The organism is Candidatus Binatia bacterium, from assembly GCA_029243485.1.
Classification (GTDB): Bacteria; Desulfobacterota; Binatia; order UBA12015; family UBA12015; genus VGTG01.
Genome location: JAQWRY010000058.1, coordinates 60656 through 78174 on the forward strand (window position 1 = coordinate 60656; position 17519 = coordinate 78174).

General features: G+C 66.1%; 13 protein-coding genes. 5 read left to right on the plus strand and 8 right to left on the minus strand.

Annotated elements, in window-relative coordinates; translation table 11 throughout:
- The first annotated feature begins 363 nt into the window (after positions 1–363).
- Entirely contained in the window at positions 364–750 is a 387-nt protein-coding gene (locus tag P8R42_16490) for an amidohydrolase family protein (protein MDG2306213.1), read from the plus strand.
- Positions 750–1058 carry a 4Fe-4S dicluster domain-containing protein gene (locus tag P8R42_16495; GenBank protein ID MDG2306214.1) on the plus strand — a complete coding sequence of 103 codons (309 nt, stop codon included), beginning with the start codon at positions 750–752 and terminating at the stop codon, positions 1056–1058. The genes P8R42_16490 and P8R42_16495 overlap by 1 nt, the downstream gene beginning before the upstream one ends.
- Before the next feature lie 11 nt (positions 1059–1069).
- On the opposite strand, the gene P8R42_16500 is transcribed toward P8R42_16495, so the two are convergent.
- Positions 1070–1285, minus strand: a complete 216-nt coding sequence (locus P8R42_16500) for a hypothetical protein (protein ID MDG2306215.1) — start codon at positions 1283–1285, stop codon at positions 1070–1072.
- A gap of 623 nt (positions 1286–1908) precedes the next feature.
- Between P8R42_16500 and P8R42_16505 the strand changes: the two genes are divergently transcribed.
- A complete protein-coding gene (locus P8R42_16505) occupies positions 1909–4035 on the plus strand; it encodes a diguanylate cyclase (protein ID MDG2306216.1) in 2127 nt (708 codons plus the stop codon).
- 56 nt (positions 4036–4091) lie between these two features.
- Complete coding sequence (locus tag P8R42_16510) at positions 4092–5027, plus strand: TIGR03560 family F420-dependent LLM class oxidoreductase (GenBank protein MDG2306217.1); 936 nt, start codon at positions 4092–4094, stop codon at positions 5025–5027.
- Here P8R42_16510 and P8R42_16515 read toward each other — a convergent pair.
- Genes P8R42_16515 through P8R42_16525 form a run of 3 tightly spaced genes read right to left on the minus strand, consistent with a single transcriptional unit; the run spans position 5024 to position 8601 of the window.
- Positions 5024–5566, minus strand: a complete 543-nt coding sequence (locus P8R42_16515; GenBank protein MDG2306218.1) for a DUF1318 domain-containing protein — start codon at positions 5564–5566, stop codon at positions 5024–5026. The two genes, P8R42_16510 and P8R42_16515, sit on opposite strands and share 4 nt — an antisense overlap.
- Positions 5566–7956, minus strand: a complete 2391-nt coding sequence (locus P8R42_16520; GenBank protein MDG2306219.1) for a YdbH domain-containing protein — start codon at positions 7954–7956, stop codon at positions 5566–5568. The genes P8R42_16515 and P8R42_16520 overlap by 1 nt, the downstream gene beginning before the upstream one ends.
- 45 nt (positions 7957–8001) lie before the next feature.
- Complete coding sequence (locus tag P8R42_16525) at positions 8002–8601, minus strand: pentapeptide repeat-containing protein (GenBank protein ID MDG2306220.1); 600 nt, start codon at positions 8599–8601, stop codon at positions 8002–8004.
- 78 nt (positions 8602–8679) lie between these two features.
- On the opposite strand from P8R42_16525, the gene P8R42_16530 reads away from it, so the two are divergent.
- Positions 8680–9285 (plus strand): hypothetical protein, encoded by a 606-nt coding sequence (locus tag P8R42_16530; GenBank protein MDG2306221.1) that lies wholly within the window; start codon positions 8680–8682, stop codon positions 9283–9285.
- A 10-nt stretch (positions 9286–9295) separates the two neighbouring features.
- Here P8R42_16530 and P8R42_16535 read toward each other — a convergent pair whose 3' ends face one another.
- The 4 genes from P8R42_16535 to P8R42_16550 all read right to left on the minus strand — a co-directional run bounded on the left by P8R42_16535 (position 9296) and on the right by P8R42_16550 (position 17490).
- Positions 9296–10729 (minus strand): sulfatase, encoded by a 1434-nt coding sequence (locus P8R42_16535; protein MDG2306222.1) that lies wholly within the window; start codon positions 10727–10729, stop codon positions 9296–9298.
- A gap of 23 nt (positions 10730–10752) precedes the next feature.
- The gene (locus tag P8R42_16540) at positions 10753–13719 is read right to left on the minus strand and encodes a proline dehydrogenase family protein (protein ID MDG2306223.1); all 2967 of its coding nucleotides are present in this window, start codon (positions 13717–13719) and stop codon (positions 10753–10755) included.
- Positions 13713–15836 (minus strand): TIGR00300 family protein, encoded by a 2124-nt coding sequence (locus P8R42_16545; GenBank protein ID MDG2306224.1) that lies wholly within the window; start codon positions 15834–15836, stop codon positions 13713–13715. Before P8R42_16545 ends, P8R42_16540 begins: the two co-directional genes overlap by 7 nt.
- Before the next feature lie 82 nt (positions 15837–15918).
- Positions 15919–17490 carry an MFS transporter gene (locus P8R42_16550; GenBank protein MDG2306225.1) on the minus strand — a complete coding sequence of 524 codons (1572 nt, stop codon included), beginning with the start codon at positions 17488–17490 and terminating at the stop codon, positions 15919–15921.
- Between the last annotated feature and the right edge of the window lie 29 nt (positions 17491–17519).

Consider the following 17519-nt stretch of genomic DNA (forward strand, 5'->3'; position numbering starts at 1 on the left):
ACCGCCCCGCGAGAGGGGCACCGTAGCGCGCCTTCTTCGAGAGGTCACGCAAAAGCCGGTCAGCCCCGACCGGGGCTCGATCACGTACGTCGATCGCCGGTCGCGACGAAGTCGGCGCGGAAGAGCACGCCGTCGCTGGCTCGCGGCGCGCCACGCGTGATAGCCACTGGGGTCCTGAAAAGGGGGAGATCCCGTGCTTCTGAGGACCAACCGACAAGACTCTGCGGGACGAAGGCGAGGGCGGCCTTCCCATCCCCTTCCGTTGAGTTTCCAACGGCGAATTCACGCCGGCCGATCAGACGCCCAAGGAAAAGAATATCGAGGCCCTCGTTCGTGAGATGGCCGACGAGCGCGCCCGCCAACTTGGCTGGTCTCGCCGCGTATCCGATGTACGCCGAAGCCGATCACGTGCTCTGGGGCACCGATTCGATCTGGTGCGGCACGCCACAATGGCAGATCAACGCACGCAAAACGTTCAAGATGCCCCAGCGACTCATGGATGAGTTCGGCTATCCGGACATCACCGATGAGGTGAAGGCGCAAATCTTCGAACGCAACGCCGCGCGACTCCACGACATCGACATCGAGGCCGTCCGCTGCACCCTCCCGGAGGACCGGCTGGCGATGGCCCGCGCCGAGTATCAGACCGGAGCGATCCCAAGCCTGCGTACGTACGGACCGAAGACCCGGCGCGACTTCCTGAAGATGGCTTTCGGCCGGCGGCAGCCCGGTAAGCCGACGGAGGCGTAATGGCGGCCACCCAGAAGGCATCGCGCGATCGCTGCGACGACGACGCCGGCCGGCTGGCCCCCGTAATCGACCGGAACCGCTGCGAGGGAAAGGAAGACTGCGTCCAGGTCTGCCCGTATGACGTCTTCGAGATGGGCGTCCTCACGAGCGGGGAATTCTGGGACCTCTCGCTCGTCGGCAAGCTCAAGGCAGTCGGACATCGCTACCGACAGGCGTACACGCCGAACGCAGCCGACTGTCACGCGTGCGGCCACTGCGTCGAGGCCTGCCCCGAAAAGGCGATCAAGCTCGCGAAGACCGCGGCCTAGTTGCAACGCCGTCACTTCACGAGGCCGCACCGCCGCTCCCACGCCAGATACCCCCGGTAAAGACCGGCCGCCTCCGGGCCGGCCGACGGGCTCATGTAGTCCGGAACGCTGAATCCTACGAGCGGCCCCACCACGAGCCTCGAGGCAACGGTGATCTGATCGCGTACGCGAGCGAGGGATGCAGGCTTCGCGGCGAAAGGTTGCTTCGACACGTTCCCGCCGGCCATCGCCGCCCACTACTCCACCAGAGCCCGGGGCGACGCGAAGCCGGTCGCGAAACAGGACGTACTTCGTTCGCCAGTTCCCGCGCCACCCGAGGTGCTCCCCCCCCCCCCCGGAGCTCGACCGCGAGCTGCGTGTCTTCGTCGTTGGGATACACTCCGACGAAGATGCAGTAGTTGCTTTAGTCGAGCGTCTTGATCGTGTTCTCGAGCATCTGCTCGGTCACGTCCGACTCCTGCCACGCCGGCACCGGAATCGCGATGGGCTATTCCGGGACGGTCGACAGCTGCTCGGTGCGCAGCCGCGGATGCCGGGGACGAATCCACACGGCCAGGTAGATCTGTCGGCACCAGTAGTAGACGTCGATTAGAAGGTCATCGAGCCACTCACGGTGAACAGGATCACTGTCACCATCAGCAGGAACTGGGTGATCAGGCGCAAATCTGCAAGGAAATCCACTGACGCCATGGAGCATGCGGCCTCGAGGGTTCATCGGCCTCGCCAGCCGACCTCTTGAGTCACTCCGCAGTGGCGTTTTTCGCACTGCCTCTCAAGCCCGGCTCCCATCATGCCGCAAAGTAGGTACAGGGGCTGGCGGTATTGCACCGCGCCCCCAGCAAGGAGCGGCATGGAGATCGTCGAAACCCCCTCCCCACGGGAGAACCCCAACTCGGGGTTCGAGAGTGAGCGAATCCTGATCGTCGACGACGATCCGGTCTCCGCGGCTCTCGCCTCCCGGTTCCTCACGCGAGAGGGATACGCCTGCCAGATCGCTCAGGACGGCGATGAGGCTTGGGAACTACTCGGACCCGACGTCTCGCTGGTCCTCCTCGACGTCATGATGCCCGGGAAGAGCGGGCTCGAAGTGCTCCGGCGAATGCGGATCGATCCGATCCTCGCCGGGATCCCGGTGCTTCTCGCCACGAGCGTGACGGATCCCGCCATTCAGATCCGCGGGCTCGGCCTCGGCGCCCAGGGGATCGTTCCCAAGCCCATCAACCGTAAGGACCTGCTCGTCCGCGTCCGCAAGGTGACCGGTCGTGGCCTCCAGTTCGGCGAAGGTTGCGCCCCGAAAGACTTCGATCCGCTGGAGGCGGACGCCGGGGATCTTCCCGTCGACCTCCGCGAGATCTTCGGGACCGCGTCGGAAGAATCGAGCGAGCCGACCCAACAGCTCACGATTCGCCAGCTGCTCGCGGAGCGCGAGGCCCTCAACCGCCGACTCGACGCCGGTTACCGCCTGCTCAAAGCAATTCTGAGGCTCCACCAGATGGTGGGAGCCGGGCTCGCGCCCGATCGGGTCGCGAGCGGGATCCTCGATCTCGCGAAGACCGTTCTCGGCGCGGGCCAGGCCGTTCTCTGGGTCCCCGACGGCAGACAACTGAGTCCGCTGGCGGTCTTGAACGTCGCGGAGCCCCTCCCCCTGCCGCGCGACGACGCATCGTTGCCCTCGAGAGTGACGCGCGAGTGGACGACCCTCGAAGGCGATGAAGTCATCCACGGCGAGCGTTGGTTCCACTTCCCGCTGAGCGTTGCGAGCGAGGGCGTAGGGGTGCTCTCGTTGCGCCTGTCGATCCACCAGCCTCCGTCGCGGACGCTGTCGGCGTTGTACTGCGCCGAGGCGGCGACGGCTCTCGACGCGAGCCTCCGTCTTCGCGACGCCCAGAGCGAAGCGCTCACGGATCCCCTCACGGGGCTCCTCAACCGACGCGGCTTGGAGCAACAGCTGGATCCGCTGCTCGGCCACGCACGATCCGTCACTGGTGAACTGAGCGTCTTGTTCGTGGACCTCGACCACTTCAAGAGAGTGAACGACGAGTTCGGCCACGACCGCGGCGATGCCATCCTGCGCCTCGTCGCCGGAACGCTTCGCCGCCTCGTCCGCACCATCGATGTGGTCGCACGCTGCGGCGGAGACGAGTTCGTCGTCGTGCTGCCGTCGACGGATACGCCGACCGCCGTCAAGGTCGCGGATCGAATCCGCGAAGGCGTCTCAACGGTCATCCGATCGGATGGCGCCGGGACCGTTCCCATCACCGTGACGATCGGTGTCTCCAGCCTTTCGGAGGGCCGCGGCCGTGCCTCTGAAGTCCTCAATGCCGCCGACCAGGCGATGTTGAAGGGAAAAACCAGCGGTCGGAATCGAACCGAAACTTTGAACGACACCCAAGTCCAGGAAGAACCCAGGGTGCGAACTTCGAACGCGGGAACACCCTCGGCCCTCCGTGCCCTGCTGCGCACGCTCGGCAGCCGTCATCCGGATTCCGGCAGCCACTCCCTGGCCGTCGGTGCGCTCTCCGCGCGACTCGCGCGTCGGATGGGCTGCGCACGAAACGAAATCCGCGAGGCCGGCCAGGCCGGACTGATGCACGACATCGGGAAGCTCTACCTGCCGCTCGAGATCCTCGATGGCACGGAGCCGCTCACCCCCGCGGAACGCGAGATCGTCGACCAGCACACCCTCACCGGTGCCGAGCTCGTCGAGTCGCTTCCCGAGACACGTCATCTGACGGTGCTTGTGAAGGCCAGCCAGGAACACTTCGACGGTCAGGGCTATCCCGAAGGCCTCGCCGGCGACGAGATCCCCGTCGCCGCGCGCATCATCTCAGTCACCGACGCGTACCACGCGATGATCACCGACCGGCCCTACCACAAGGCGCTCGCGCCCGTCGCGATCCGGACAGAGTTCCGCCGGTGCGCGGGTACGCAGTTCGATCCGGACGTCGTCGAGGCACTCCTCGAGATGATCTCCTAGAGGACGCGACCGCACTCCAGTTGCCCGGGGGCCCAGCCGCGCCGTAAGGTACGGCCATGAGCCGACCCATCCGCTTCGGAGTCACCCTTCCCCAGATCAAACGCAGCTGGCAGCAGGCCAGCGACGCGGCCACCGAGTTCGATCGCCTCCGATTCGACTCGGTGTGGGTCTGCGACCATCTGTACGGCGTCCCGATGCCGAACCTCCCGATCCTCGAGGGATGGACTGAGTTGGCCGCGGTCGCGGCCATCACCAAGCACGTCGGGCTCGGCACGCTCGTCACCCCGCCGTTCTTTCGGAACCCGGCGGTCCTCGCCAAGCAGATCGCGACGATCGACCAGATCTCGGGCGGCCGCGTGATCGCGGGCCTCGGCGCCGGATGGTTCGAGGCTGAGTTCAAGGGATACGGCTGCGAGTTTCCGTCGGTGCGCGAGCGACTGCGCGCCCTCGAGGAATCCGTGCAAATCATGAAGAAGATGTGGACCGAGGAAACGGTCACGTTCACGGGGAAGCACGCCTCGGTCGAGAACGTCTACTGCGAGCCCAAGCCGGTCCGTCCTCCGCCCATCCTGATCGGCGGCGCCGGCGAGAAAATCCTCATGGGGATCGTCGCGCGCCACGCAGACATCTGGAACAACATGGCCGCGGGCCAGGCGCAGCTGCCCGAGAAGATCGAGGCGATGAAGCGCCGCTGCGACATCGAGGGACGCGACTTCGACACGCTCGAGGTCTCCCAGCAGTGTGTCGTCATCATCGGCGCGGACGACGAGACCGCGAAGGCATCGCTCCAGAAGGCCACCAAGATCTACGGCGGCCACATGGGCGGCGATCTCGAAGCCAACGGCATCTGGGGCACCCCACAGGGCGTCATCGATCGGATCGGCCGCTACGTCGAGATGGGCTGCACGTCCTTCGTCATCGAATTCTTCGGGAAAGATACGCGCGAGCCCGCGCGGCTGTTCGCCGAGAAGGTGATGCCGGCGTTCCGCTAGCTCGCGGGGGTCGTGGCCTTGCCGGATGCCGGCTTCGCCGCGGCGACCTTTTGGATCCAGATCCAGGCGCCGCCTCCCTCCTGCACCTGGATCCACTCCCCTGCGAAGGAGCCCTGACGTAAGAGGTCCGCCTGGTTCTTGCGGACCGCCGCGACCGGCTTGTCCTCCGCCTTCGCCGTCGCCGCATACTGCGCGGTGCGATCGGCGTTCTCGGTTGCGACCGTCTCCCTCACGTACTTCCCGTAGGGACCCGGTGGGGGATTCCGAAGCGCGAGAAGCCCTTCATGATTCTCGCCCACGACCCGATTGTTCTTCAGCTTCTGGAGCTCCGCCGCCCGGTTGCTGCGCCGCCCCCGGATCTCCTCGAGGGTGCCACCCGCAGGCGCGGCGTTCGAATCCGGAGCCTTTCCATCGAACTGATACACATCGAGACGCATGTTGATGTCGATCGCGATCGGCTTCGGCGTCTCCACCTTGATCGTGGGATCACAACCGACAACCGACAACGCCGCCATCGCAACTAGAAGAAAGACCCGCATCAGTCCCCATCCTCGCGTGAAGCGACCTTCACGTCGAGCGCATGCGGGCCGGTTCCTTCGCCGTGATAGTGGAGCTGGAGGTTTCGGCCCCCATCCGGACCGGTGAGAGCCAACGTCGCAAGGCCAGTTCCGTCCTCGAAATGGAGCATGCCCTTCCCCTCTTCGTAGTCGAAATCGCGCAGGGCCTCGAGCGCGATCCTCGCCAGATCCTGCTGCCACGACGGCCAATCGGGCGGGATCTTCGACTCGCCCAGGCTCTTGATCTCGAGGTGTCCCGGCTCCGAAAGGGTCAGGCCCCCGTTCGCGTTCCGCAGCGATTGGTTCGCAATCGTGAGCGCGACGTTGGCATCGAAAGGTCCGGACATCGTCACGGCGCCCCCGGCGACCAGGGAGGTCAGCTTCGCGAGATCGATCTCGCTCGCCGAGACCCAACCCACCCAAGGCGCACCCGACGCGTACGGGACCGTGAGCCCCCCGTTCACGTAGCCCTCGTAGCCGGCACCGCCGAACTTTCCGCTGATCCCGTTCGGGTCGAATGTCAGAGAGAGCCATCCCTCCTGAAGACCGAAATTCCGCCACTCGAACGCGTCAGCATACAGTGTACTCACGAAGTTGTCGGAGCCCTTTCCGGGCGGATAGTCGAACTGCATCTCACCGCGAACCGAGTCTACACTCACCTCGTAGTCGGGGAAGCTGTAGCTCTCCTCCGGGACGACCAGCTTGGCGGCGAGCTTCAGATCCGCGAGGTTGTCGAGCTTTACGTCGCGGACCTCGGTCTCGAACGTGATCGGCAAGCCGACGCGCCGGGCCGTTCCGATCTCGAGGATCAAGTTCCCGAGTTCCGCCTTCAGCAGGTCGATCGTCCACGGAGACGACCCCTGTGATGCCTCGTCCTTTCGCTCGTTCGCAATGTACCAGAAGAGCTCTTCTGCGAGGTAGATCGTGGGACGAAGCAACTTCACCTGGGCGATCTTCTGCCGCAGAAGCCCTCCGAGTGAGAAGTCGATGAAGACGCTTCCGACGGTCAACACCTTCTCGAAGGGGTAGAACGGTGCGTTCAGGACGAGGCTCGCCATTTCCAACTGCTGCGCCTGGTCGGCGATGGCCGCACCCGCGGCCGAGAGCGGAAGATCGTTCAACGCCGTGTGGACGTCGAACTTCACATCGGGGATCGGCGGTCCGAGTTCCGCTACATGAACGGCGAGGGTGCCGATGTCGAGCGTGCCGATCCGCCAGATCATCGCCCCCGCCTCGACCGGTTCCCCCTGCGGCGAGGAGAGGAACGCACGGCCGGCGCTGTCGAGGAGCAACGCGCCGTCGGTGATTCGAACCGCTTCGATCTCGTTGCGAAGTACCCCCGCTACGGAGACCTCGGCAGACGCCTTCGGGATCGACAGCAGAGGCTCGACGGTCTGCCCCGGCACAGACACCCGCACGTCGGACAGCGCGACCACCTGCAAGCGCTTCGCAATCTCCTTGCTGTCGCCCACGTCGGTCAGATCCCACGCAAAGTCGACGTCGATCTTTGGGAGGCTTCCCTTCGCAGGAGATTGCAGGTGACCGTTCTCCACGACGAACCGTCCCACCCAAAAGCCCGAGCGGGCTTCTCCCGAGCCGGGCTCGGCCTTTTCCCCCGTCCTGAGCGGCACCGAAAGGTCGACCTCCGGCTGGGCCACCCGCAACGACTCCAGCCGCCGCTCGTTCAGTCCGGCAAATGACAGCTCGGACTCGACGGTCGGAGCGGAGAGGAACGGTGCAGCGGCCGGCCCCACCGTCAGATTCGAGACGGCTAGCAAACGCTTCGTTTCATCAAGGAGCGCATCCGAGCCGACGTCCGCGAGGTCCAGATCGAAATCGAGTGCGATCTCCGGGACGCCCGCCGGAAACGACACCCCGAGGTGGCCATCTGCGGCAGACAACCGTCCGATCGACCACCGCACGCCGCCCCCGGCTTCACGGACAGCCGCACCTTCGCTGCCCTCCCCGGCTTCCGCGCCCCCACCCAACGGCCACGAACCGCTCGATTGCTCCGTCCACGACCCCCGCGGGCGAACCATCCGAATGGCTCCCACCCGCGCTTCGAGGAGCTCCGCCCACGCGAAGTCGACCTCGACCCGGTCCGCCGTGAAGAACGGCGCTTCGGCATCGCGGAACGCGAGAACGATCTGCTCGGCGACCAGGCGCTCGCTCGATTCCAGACGAGCACCGGCGACCTGCAGTTTGAACTCCGGAGCCAGTTCTCGGACTGCCATCGACAACAACTGCGGAAGCCGACCCCGCGCTTCCACGGCGACCAACACGACGAGGCCGGCCACGACAAGCGGAACCAACGCGAGCGCCGTCCAAAGGAGACGACGGCGGGCTCGGGGTCGAGGTGCGTCGGACGCCATTAGACCACCCTACCGGGGTCTGCGTCGGGGCAGAAGCGGTTCGGCCTACTTCGGAACGACGACGCCGAGTTGCGCCACCAACGCGAGTGCAGCCTCCTGCGAGAACTTCGTCTTTCGCAGCCGGTTCTGCTGCGGACTGATGTCGTAGTTCACGGCCCCGGAGAGATCCGCCTCGACCAGAACCGTGTCAATGAACCGCGCCCCTCGGAGGTCGGTGCCGGTGAAGACACACTTCGTGAGATCGACCGCGGAGAACGAGACCTCGTGGCCACGGCACTCCCGAAAGACGGTCTTCGGCATCTTTCGGTCCGCGAAGGTGCAATGGCTCAGATTGCAGCCCTCGAACGAGACGAGGAACGAGATTCCCCGCACGTCGGTCCAGTCGACGCCCATCAGCTTGCTGCGCCGAAAGGCGACCCCGCGGAATGCGACGCCGCCCACCTTCGCCATGGTGAGATCGCAGTCCTCGACATCGCAATCTTCGAAGGTGCAGCCGCTTAGGCGTGCCTCGGCAAACCGAACCTGCTCGAAGCGACACTCCCGAAAATTCTTGTCCACCAGGTTCAATCCCCCGAGGTCGAGATCACGGAACGTCACGTCCTCGAAGTCGTCACCGGCCAGAAGCTCCTCTTTGGGGTCCGCCACGCCGCGATTTTGCCGTACCCTGGCGATGCGTACAAACGGTGCGTGGCGTGGCGCGGCGGATGCCGCTATGGAGGAGCCATGAGTCAGATCACGGCGACCCTCGATGCCCTGGCCACCCCGGCACTCGATCCTGAAGAAGCCGCGGGGCGCTTCGAAGAAGCCTCTCCGCCCGACCGGGTCGCGATCACCGAGTCCATCGACGGGAAGACCCAGGCCCGACTCTGGGACGCTTGCGAAGGGCGTTCCATGACGATCGCCGAGATGGTCCCGCCCGACCTCGGACCGCTTCAACCGATCATCTTCCACGGTAAGAACTCGCTGCCGATGTTCACCAACTTCCAGAAGCGGTTCTGTCGCGCGAACGAGGGCTCCGACGAATTGTGGGGCTACAACTACCAGCCCGTCCAGTGGCTCGCGCCGCTCACGGGGCCGGGGTACTTCGTCGCGTACGACTCGCCCGAGGGCCCTGGCGGCGTCGCCGTCGACTACACCCGCGTACCCACCGCGAAGCCCGAAGAGTGGCCGGACATTCACGACAACACGTATCGACTGTCTCGGTTCATCTACAACGGCATGATCGACTATCTGCGACGCGTGTCGGATCATCTCTTGATCGGACGAGCGACCAAGGCCGGGAAGGACTTGCCGAACTACTTCCTGCTGTGTCGCGAGGACCCGTCCTAAGACACTCCGCTCAATCGTTCACGTATCCCAGCGCGCGGAGTAGAGCCTGCGTTCGCGAATCGACTTCCTTCATCTCCGCGTTCTCGGGGCCGGCGTACGGCGGAGTGTCCGAGCGCCAGTCGTTCAGAGCGGTCTGTAGTTCCGCTACGAGCGCCGGGTGTGAGTCCGCGAGATCGTTCTCCTCCCCGGGGTCGGCTTTGATGTCGTAGAGCTCGAATTCCCTGCGGTCGAACATCTGTCGGTCACGGGGTGCCCGCAGCCGCGCGAGCTTCCACTTCCCCTTGCGAACCGAGAGCTGGCTGGGCTCGTACGCACCCGATTCCAAGAAGACGTAGTCGTTCGGAGCGGTCGGCGAATCGGCCCAGGTCGCGACCAGGCTGCGCCCCTGCACGGCGGGTAGAGACGGGAGGTCGAGCATCGCCGCCAGAGTCGGGAGAAGATCGATCAGACCCACTGGGGCCTCGACTACCCGTCCCGGCGGGATCCGCCCGGGGAAGACCAGCACGAACGGCACGCCAGCCGTAGGCTGATACGGAGCCGCGCCGTGCTCCAGGAGGTAGAGGTCGTCATCGAGGCTCTCCCCGTGATCGGACGTGAGGACCAGCAGCGTATCGTCCCGCAGTCCCCGAGCCGCGAGCTCGTCGAGCAGCCGTTGAAGCTGGTCGTCGAAGAAGCGGATCTCACGATCGTACTGCGCGATGTAGTGAGAGATGTTCGTGATCGGCGCCCCCGCCTCGTCGTACTGTCGCTGATAGAGCGGCATCGCCTCGAACGGGACATCCTTCACCTCGTACTCGTCGGCCCACAGCCCGTCATACTCGGGCGGTGGCCGGTAGGGGCCGTGCGGATCGATGTAGTGCAGCCACAGGAAGAACGGCTCCGCCGCGGCGAGATCGTCGAGCAACTCAAGCGCCTGATCGGTGACGACCCGAGCCCCGGTGAACTCTTTCACCTCTCCGGGGTCGTTCGCGAAGGTCGTGCTACCGGTCGCGGCCTCGAGCCCCGCCTCCCACGACTCGACGAACGTGTCGAATCCCTGGTCGAAGCCGAACTTCGAGCTGACGTTGACGTTGGCAACGACCGCGGCCGTCTCGTACCCCGCGCGGCTGAGCAACTCCGCCAGCGTTTCGTGATCCTGCGGAAGCGGACGGCGAGGATACATCCGGACGCCCGTCGTCGCAGGATACTTCCCCGTCAGCATGGACGCGACGGCGGGCCACGTCTTCGGCCAGGGAACCGTCGCGTCGGAAAACCGAACGCCCTCGCCCGCAAGACGATCCAGGTTCGGGCTCGTGGGGAGCCGGTAGCCGTAAGCGCTCAAGTGATCGGCCCGCAACGTATCGACCGTGATCAGAAGCAGGTTGGGCTTCACAGAAGAGCGCACCGCGGGCGCGGGCTCTTCGGCGCGAACGCACGCGACCAGCCAGAACGCGGCGGCGAGCACGACGGCAGTGCCGCGGGCGGGCCTCAGTGGAGTTCCTCGGGAGCAAAGCCATGCCGCAACGTGTGCTCCGTGATCGTCCGCGCCTCGCAGAACTGTCGCAGATAGTCCGGGCTCCCCGCCTTGGCCCCAACGCCGGAGAGTCGACTCCCACCGAAGGGCTGGCGATCGACCAATGCGCCCGTGATCCCACGATTGATGCACAGGTTGCCGACTCGAAACTCGCGCCGTGCGCGCTCGATATGATCGGGGTCCCGAGAATACAGGCCACCGGTCAGGCCGCAGTCGGAGTCATTGGCCAGCAGCAGGGCCTCGTCGAAGTCCGCCGCCACGATCACCGCAAGGACGGGACCGAAGATCTCCTCGCGCGCGAGGTCCGCGCTCGAGTCGACCCGGTCGAAGATCACCGGCGCAACCCAATGGCCGGGGACATCGGGCACCTGCCCGCGGAAGCAGGGCTTCCCGGCCGCCGCGACCGCGTCCCTGATCCGTCGAGCCGATTCTTCGTCGATCACGGGCCCGACTTGAGACTCGGGATCACCCGCGGGCCCGATACGAAGGCTCCGCGTCGCCTCGACAAGGCGACGCACCAACCGTTCGTGCACCGAATCCACCACGATCACCCGGGAGCAGGCCGAGCATTTCTGACCGGCGTACCCGAAGGCGGACTCGACGATGCCACGCACCGCTTCATCGAGGTCGGCATCCGTGTCGACGATGATCGCGTTCTTCCCGCCCATCTCGGTCAGAGCCCGACCAATCGTCACCTGGCCGGGCCCGACCGAAGACGCCTTCTCGATCATTCCGAGACCGACGTCGCGAGAGCCAGTGAAGGCGATGACGTCCACTTGCGGATGTTCGACCAGGCGCGCACCCACGTCCTCTCCGAACCCAGGCAGAAGACTTACCACGCCGTCGGGCACGCCCGCCGCGACGAGCACCTCGAAGAACATCGCGCCGACGACCGGCGATTGTTCGGCGGACTTCAAGACGACGGTGTTCCCGGTCGCCAGAGCCGCGGTCGTCATTCCCGCGAGGGTCGCGAGAGGGAAGTTCCAGGGCGCGATGACCGCCGCCACGCCACGCGGCTCCTGAAGAAGAAGGTTCTCCTCGCCGGGCAACCCGCGAACGCGCTCGATACCTTGGAGCCGCTCCGCGCCGAGCGCGTACATCTCGCAGAAATCGATCGCTTCGGAGACCTCGGAATCGGCCTCGCGCCAGCCCTTCCCCACCTCCAGAACGATCCAGGCGGCGAGTTCGAATCGGCGACGGCGGAGTTCCGCTGCGGCGCGGCGTAGAAGATCCGCGCGGTCAGCGACCGGCGTCTCACGCCACGCGCAAGACGCGCCGTGGGCGGCCGCAACAGCCTCGTCCGCTTCCGCCACCCCGGCACGGGCGGCGCGACCGACGACGCGATCGGGAGCGGAGGGATCGCGGGACTCGATCCAATGGCCAGTCGTCACGGCGCGACCGCCAATCCGAGCCGGATGATCCCGCCCAAGAGACTCCGCACAGAGGCAATCGAGTGCACCCACCATCGCAGCCCGCGTCTCGATCCGAGAAAAATCGCTCATGGGCTCGTTCTCAAAACGCAGACCCCCCATGTCGTCCTCCGAATCGACCGCCCGCAGCGCGGGGAATCGCGGGCTCGTCGTCCGTGCAGCCGTCGGGCTGGCGAGCAACTCGGCGGTCGGCGGTTGGTGGGCGAACGAATGCCGCAGGAAAGACCCGTTCGACGCATTCTCGAGGAGGCGACGGATGAGGTACGCCATGCCCGGAACGAGGGGGCCGAAGGGCGTATAGACGCGCACCGCGTGTCCACGATCGACGAGCGCGTCCTGTAGCGGATCCGCCATTCCGTAGAGCATCTGGAACTCGAACTCGGACGAAGCGACTCCGTACTGCTCCGCCGTGGCGAGTGTTGCCGAGAGGCTCCGCACATTGTGGCTTGCGAACGCCGGGCGAACCAGGTCGCGTTTCGCGAGCAAACGTCGCGCGAGTTGCTCAAAGGCCGCGTCGCTCTCCCACTTCTCCAGGAACACCGGACACGGCCAACCACGCTGCGTCGCCAGCCGTGCCTCCAGATCCCAGTACGCCCCCTTCACGAGGCGGACGAGGATCGGCGCACCCCGCGTCTTCACCCAATCCAGGAGCTCCTCGAGATCATCCGCCGTATCGCGGAGATACGCTTGAAGAACGATGCCGACATCTCCCCGGTCGCGGAACTCGGGCTCTGCGAGAACGGAGCGGAAGATCTGCAACGTGAGATTCTTTGTGTCGTACTGCTCCATGTCGACCGTGACGTGGGCCCCACGCTCACCGGCCCGGCGCAGAATCGCACGGAGACGGCGCCCGGCAGACTCGGCAGCCGCCGCCGGCGCCATCGCGTCGAACGCCGGATCCAGGGAGGAGAGCTTCAGTGCGACGTGCGCCCCGGGAAGGCCATCGATCAAATCGAGATACGTCGCCGTGTACAGATCGGCCTCGGCGTCGCTCGTGACGACTTCGCCCAGCACGTAGAACACCGCGCCCGCGCCCCGATCCTGGAGCGCCGCGATCGCCTCGGTCGCCTCTCCTACCGTTTCGCCGGCAATGAAGCGCCGCGCGATCTGGCGCACGTTGTGTCGCGCAGCAAAGGCCGCAATGTCCCCGGCCGGCGAGCCCGGTGACGACAGCCGCAATGCGAGCGCGAGAGGTCGGGGCAGCTCGTGGCCATCCTCTAGGAGATAGCTGCGCAGATGAGCGGCGACGTCGTGGCTCGACGCCAGGGCCGGCAATACATCGACGAAGCGCAACAGCCGGGCGCGCACCTGCGGATGCGCAAGAGTCCACGAGAACACCTGCTGCTCCCACCAGTGCGAACCGAAGATCGCCCCCGCGTTCTCGGTCCGCGAGAGAATCTCAGCCCCGATCTGCCCGATGCGAGCTTCGCTCCCCAGCGGGGCCGCCCCGATGGGTGTACGGGCAGCGCCGTCGCCCGGCGTGCTCAACACAGCGGATCTCCTGGAGCCGCCGTCGGTTCGGCGTCCCCGAGGTTCTTGTCCAACAAAGTGAGGAAAAGACCGACGTCGGTGACGATACCCGTCGACTCGACCGAGCCTCGATCCGCCAGCTTCGTGACCACCGCGGGTGAGATGTCCACGCAGATCAAGCGCACGCCGGCCGGGGTCATGTTGCCGACACCGATCGAGTGGAGCATCGACGACAGCATGAGAATCATGTCGGCCCCGCGCGTCAGCTTTGCGTACTCCGCTTGGGCGACGCGGAGGTCCATCAATGTCTCGGGCAGAGGCCCGTCATCGCGGATCGAACCTGCGAGAGCGAACGGGACGTCGTTCTGCACGCACTCGTAGAAGATCCCGCTTCGCACGACACCGGCGCGCACTGCCCCCGCGATGTTCCCGTGCGCCCGCACCAGATTGATAGCCCGCAAGTGATGCCGATGACCGCCGCGCACCCCCGCACCTCGTTCCAGATCTACGCCGAGAGAGGTGCCGAACAACGACACCTCGACGTCGTGCACCGCCAGGCCGTTTCCACCGAGAATGGCGTGCACGTAGCCGCGTTGCACCAGGCGTGCGAGGTACGGTGCCCCGCCCGTGTGAATCACCACCGGACCACCCACGACGACGACACGTCCCCCGCGTTCCCGGATGCGCTGCATCTCCCAGGCGATGCGTTCGACGACCAGCTCGACCCGCCGCTCACTCGACACGCCCGACGTCATGAACGCAAAGGAGTCCTCCCGCGCAGCGGCCGAGCGGACCGGATGCGTGCGAACGCCTTCGACCCCGCACACTACGAGATCGCCTTCCGCGAGATCGCGGAGCAGCCCGCACCGCACGACGGCCGACCCGTTTTGCCCCCGAACCACGAGGACCGCATCCATCCGTTGCTCCCCCGCCCGAAGCCAGGCCCCGGTGACGCGAACATCCGTCGGAAAGATGGTGCTCGCGTAGAAATCGTCCGGCGCCACTCCGGCGGCCGGGGCCGGAGCCAGTCGTGCGTCCTGCTCGACATCTCCTGCGTCGACCACCCGCACACCCATTTCGACGAGGCGCTCGAGGATTCCGCCAAGGCCCTCAGCCGAGGGCGCCACGACCCGAACGCGCGCGACCGAATCCTGGTCGTGGCGCAGACCCGCGCGAAAATCCTCGATCTCGAAACTGCCACCGGCATCGTCGATCGTGTCGAGCACGCGTGTCATGAGGCCGCTGTCCAAGAGGTGCCCCCCGAGCCCGACCACGCGATCTCGAATACTCGACGGTGGGATCTCTCCGACGCGTGGAGCCGCCGGCCGGTCGGTGCGCAGCACGAGACACTTCGCTGCGCCCCCAGCGAGCATGAACTCGCCGAGCGGACACTCCACGGCTTCGAACCCCTGCCGGGAGAGCTTGGCTCGCAGATCGTCGCTCACGCCGTTGGCGATGTACGCGTCGTCGGTCACGACCGCGTTGCAGGCGAAGGCAAGCGCGTCGGCCGTCCGCACCTCGATGCGTTTGCCTACCGGGACGCGGCGACGGATCTCGTCCTGTGACGCGCGGTCGAACGCATCGGGGTAGTAGACGACGCCGCCGCCCGGGAGCGGGCAGAAGCAGGTATCGAGGTGATAGAATCGCTCGTCGATCAGGTGCAGCGGGACGATCTCGGCATCCAGCGCCTCACCCACCGCCGGGTACGCGTGCAGCGAAGACCGCACGCCGTAGCCCGCCCAGAGCAGAGGCTCGCCCGGCTGGAAGAGTGCGTCGCCCTCACCCTCGAACGTCGCGCCCTCGGGCGGTTCGACGATTTTCAGCTCGCGCGAGCGGGCCCATGCCGTGAAATGCCCCTGCTCCGGCTGCCGCTGCGGAAACCGAAACCCCGCGGGAACGAACACGTCCCCCAGAACCAGCCCGGCATTCGCCACGAAGGGCATGTCCGGCAGGCCGTCGGCCGGCTCGAGGAGCTCGATCGAGGCCCGTTTTTCGACCTCCTGACGGAGGCGTTCCCACTGGGCCGCCGCCCGTTGCGGATCTGCTCGCCCAACGTTCCCCTCCATCCACGGATTGATGACGTACTCCACGCCGTAGAAGCGGGGGGGACACAGGAGGAAGGACTCGCCGGTCGCCATATCAGCTTTGTTATCGGCCGATTTCCTCGCTGTCGTAAGCGGGCCGTTCCAGGGCTCTGCGCCGCGGCAAGTGCTGGTTTCGTCAGGCTTGCGCGGGCTCGCCGGCGGCCTGGGCGCGCTCCATCCGGGACGCCTCGTCCCGGGACAGGCTTCGCATCGCGAGAAGCAGGAAACCGGCCGCAATCACGTTCGAACCGAGGCTAACCAGGATCGCGAGGCCCAGATCGTCGAACGCCACGCTCAGTCTTCCGATCGTATACGGACCAAGCGCCAGACCGATGAACGTGAGGATGAGCAGGTAGGCACCCGAAGCGGCGCCGCGCATGCGCGGCAGCACCAAGTCTTGCACGGTGCTCGCGGCCGGGCCGATCCACATCGCGGTGAACGTCGAAAGCGGCACTCCGAGGAGATACACGATCGTCACGGACTCGGTTGTGAACATCCAGAAGGCAATCGGCAAGGGTGTCACGGCCGTGAGCAGACCGACCCAAATCCGCCCGTTCGGGCTCATCGCACGAAAACGATCCGCGAGAACGCCACCCATCGTGACGCCGAGCCACCCGCCCAGCGCGGAACCCGAACCAAAGAGAAGTCCAACCTCCGCCTCGGTCGCGCCGTGCACTCGAATCAGGAACGGCGACGCCCAGAAGCCGGTGCCGTAACCGGTGAACGCGAGGAACGCGAAACCGAGAGCAGCCCACCGCAGCGCGGGTGTAGTGAAGATCAACGTGAAGGCGGGCGCGTCGCGTCGCCGTAGCGCCTGCCCCCACGAGAACGTGGCGTACACACCGATCGCGAGCGCCGCCCACTGCTCGGGCGTTCCGAGGAGCGCGGTGAGCAGGACCACCATCAGCGAAACCGCAGCGGCCACGACGAGGTTCATCCCGATCGCGCGCACGCCGTACCGTTCGACGGCGAGGTGCACGAGCGTGAGCGGCGGGACAACCGACAGGATCTCGCGAAAGAACTCGCGGAATGGCCTCTCGACGACCGGCGCAGGAATTCCGTCCATCAGACCGCGCACGGGCTCCCGCAGCGTCGAAACCCAAACCGCCAGCAGCAGCCCCGGTAGTCCGACCGCCATGAACGCGACCTGCCAACCGGCAAGGCCGAACGGTGCTGCCGCCCCGGCGTAGGCGGAATCCCACTGATCGACGATCACGCCGCCGATGCCCAGGCCAAGACCCGCGCCGATGTAGATGCCGCTGGAGTAGATGGCGAGTGCCGTCGCGCGACGCGCGGCGGGGAACGAGTCGGAGAGCATCGAGAAGGCCGCCGGCGTCGCGCTGGCCTCCCCGACGCCGACGCCGATCCGAGCGATGGCGAGCTGGGTGAAGTTCTGCGCGAGCCCGGACAGCGCGGTCATCATGCTCCAGAACGTGAGGCCGATCGCGATCAGCTTCTTTCGATCCCACATGTCCGCGAGGCGGCCGAGCGGGATTCCGAACAGGGCGTAGAAAACGGCGAAGGCCGTCCCGTACAGAAAGCCCATCTGCGCGTCGGTCGCGCCGATGTCGGCCTTGATCCGCTCCGCGAGAATGGAAACGATCTGCCGGTCGAGGAAGTTGAAGACGTAGACGAGGACCAGAACACCAAGGAGGTAGTTCGAGTAGCCTCTCGACGGTGCGCCCGGCGGATCCGGCTCTGGAGTCATGCGAGGGTGAAGCTAACCGAATTCACCCG

What these genes read in the sequence shown, in the direction of transcription:
- P8R42_16495 (MDG2306214.1), top strand. Translation starts at nt 750, where the DNA reads ATGGCGGCCACCCAGAAGGCATCGCGCGATCGCTGCGACGACGACGCC.
- P8R42_16500 (MDG2306215.1), bottom strand. Translation starts at nt 1,285, where the DNA reads ATGGCCGGCGGGAACGTGTCGAAGCAACCTTTCGCCGCGAAGCCTGCA.
- P8R42_16505 (MDG2306216.1), top strand. Translation starts at nt 1,909, where the DNA reads ATGGAGATCGTCGAAACCCCCTCCCCACGGGAGAACCCCAACTCGGGG.
- P8R42_16510 (MDG2306217.1), top strand. Translation starts at nt 4,092, where the DNA reads ATGAGCCGACCCATCCGCTTCGGAGTCACCCTTCCCCAGATCAAACGC.
- P8R42_16515 (MDG2306218.1), bottom strand. Translation starts at nt 5,566, where the DNA reads ATGCGGGTCTTTCTTCTAGTTGCGATGGCGGCGTTGTCGGTTGTCGGT.
- P8R42_16520 (MDG2306219.1), bottom strand. Translation starts at nt 7,956, where the DNA reads ATGGCGTCCGACGCACCTCGACCCCGAGCCCGCCGTCGTCTCCTTTGG.
- P8R42_16530 (MDG2306221.1), top strand. Translation starts at nt 8,680, where the DNA reads ATGAGTCAGATCACGGCGACCCTCGATGCCCTGGCCACCCCGGCACTC.
- P8R42_16545 (MDG2306224.1), bottom strand. Translation starts at nt 15,836, where the DNA reads ATGGCGACCGGCGAGTCCTTCCTCCTGTGTCCCCCCCGCTTCTACGGC.
- P8R42_16550 (MDG2306225.1), bottom strand. Translation starts at nt 17,490, where the DNA reads ATGACTCCAGAGCCGGATCCGCCGGGCGCACCGTCGAGAGGCTACTCG.